Here is a 2,146-nt window from a genome sequence, read left to right as displayed (position 1 = left end):
GCAGTGACTGTTCGTCCCGAGAGCAGGGCGTCGAGCACGGCGCGCTCTCGTGCGGTCAATGTCAGCAGCGGTCGGTAGACCGGGAAAGCGGGAAAGCGTGCGGCGGTCCGGCTCAGGTCGAGTGGTAGTTCGACTCCGAGGTCTGCCAGTGCAGTCTGCATCGCCGACGGCAGCAGTACGAATGGGCGCAGCATCCCGGTATGCCGCGACAGGGTGACTGCCCGTTCGAGCTGGCCACGGGCGTCGTCGACATTGTCGAGGGCAGCAGCTGTTGCGGCACCGAGCACGGCCAGTTCCATCGAGGTGCGGACGGGACCGGCCGAGCTGGCGAAGTACTGGTCGACGATCTGCTGGGCACCGGCCGGATCCGCAGCGAGCAACCGCGCCCGCGCACGCACCGGCACTGCCGAGGGGTGGGTGGATGTTGCGATCACGTCTTCGGCTTGATCGAAATTGCCGCACGCGAGATGAAGATCCGCCAGCACTGTCTCGATCAGGGTTGCGGAGAAACCGTCGGTGCGCAATGTCGAGTAGCGCTGTAGATGGGACTCGATGAACCGCAGGCCGTCGGTCGGCATACCGGTGAGCAGGGCATGGTGTCCACGGGTGTAAAGGACGTGAGCCCAGAACTCTTCGTTGTCGGTAGGGGTGCCGAGTTCGGTGAGGATGTCGAGCGCGGTATCGGGCTCGAGTTCGTCGAGTGCGACGAGTGCGGCTGCTACACAGCCGGCGGTGCGGACGAGCTTTTCGCTGTCGCCCGGAAGAGGCGGGTGGCGTCGTTCCTCGTCGATCCACGACCGGCCGTCGATCATCGTGCCTTCCAACGCGCAGGTGAGCGCGAGTTTTCCGGCGGCGTCGCGTTCGACGAACGTCCCTGCTCCGGCGACATGCGCGCGCCGGAACATCGCGGTCGCATGGTTGGCTCGGTCGACGAGCAGATAGGTGATGCCGACGTGAAGGTAGTAGAAGGCGTAGGCGTGGCGGATGTGCTCGTCGAGTTCATCGAAGACCGGCAACGGGTGGCCGGAGGCGGCATCGCAGACCTTGGCGGCTTCGAGGAACTGGCCGTCGAGCCGTAGCATCATCGCTCGCATCACGACTTCGGCAGGTTCGGGTCCGATACCGACCGCGACATCGGGTTCGGCGGTGACCACGGGGACATCGCGCGGTGCGGAGAACTGCCGGTGTAGTCGGCGAATGGCTTTGATTGCGGGGTGAGTGTCGGCAATCTCTGCGGGAATGCGTTCGACCAGTGCCGCGCCCAGTGTATCGAGGAAACCGCCGGTGTACAGCGCTGTCCAGTGTTCGTCGACGATGTCGAGAGCACGCTCCCAGTGGCTGCCGTCGATGGCGTGGGTCAGTGCGGTGTGCGGATCCCCTGCGCGCAGTAGGGCGTCGATTGTTGCGGTCTCGGCGGCGTGCAGGTCGGTTGGATGTCGGTGCTGTCGCCCCCGCAGCCTCGATACCCGTGTCGGCACCGTCGACGTCGCGATCCCCAAACTGCGTACGGGCACCTACTTTCCCGAATGGCTGCTCGAACGTCGTAAGCGTGGCGAATCCGCCCTGATCACAGTGGTTGCCGACTGCTACCTCGCCGGTGTTTCGACCCGCCGGATGGACAAACTCGTCAAGACCCTCGGCATCGACTCGATGTCGAAGTCGCAGGTCTCGCGCATGGCTACCGAGCTCGACGAGATCGTGGACGATTTTCGGCATCGGCGCCTGGACACGGCCGGGCCGTTCACCTTCGTCGCCGCGGATGCGCTGACGATGAAGGTGTGCGAAGGCGGCCATGTCGTGGGTGCCGTCGTGCTGCTCGCCACCGGCGTCAACGGTGACGGTCACCGTGAGGTGCTCGGTATGCGGATGGCCACCAGCGAGACCGGACCGGCATGGAACGAATTCTTCGCCGCCCTGGTCGCCCGGGGCCTGGGCAGGGTCCGCCTGGTGATCTCCGACGCCCATGTCGGTCTGCGGGAGGCGATCGCGGCGAATCTGCCCGGCACGGGGTGGCAACGCGGCCGAACGCACTACGCAGCCAATCTCATGTCGATCTGTCCCAAGACCATGTGGCCGGCTGTGAAGGCGATACTGCACTGAAGTCTACGACCAGCCCGATGCGACGTCGGTGCATGCCCAGTTCGGT

General features: G+C 65.3%; 2 pseudogenes. One reads left to right on the top strand and one right to left on the bottom strand.

The annotated features are described in order from the left end of the window. A pseudogene (locus R1101_RS0121920) lies at positions 1 to 1,514 on the bottom strand (LuxR C-terminal-related transcriptional regulator); the annotation flags it as partial. Between R1101_RS0121920 and R1101_RS28100 the strand changes: the two are divergent. Beyond that, positions 1,447 to 2,146: pseudogene (locus R1101_RS28100) on the top strand (IS256 family transposase); the annotation flags it as partial. The pseudogenes R1101_RS0121920 and R1101_RS28100 overlap by 68 nt on opposite strands.

The sequence above is a fragment of the Rhodococcus sp. R1101 genome, from assembly GCF_000278445.1.
Classification (GTDB): domain Bacteria; phylum Actinomycetota; class Actinomycetes; order Mycobacteriales; family Mycobacteriaceae; genus Rhodococcus; species Rhodococcus gordoniae.
This window is presented reverse-complemented; position numbering and strand designations above follow the sequence as displayed.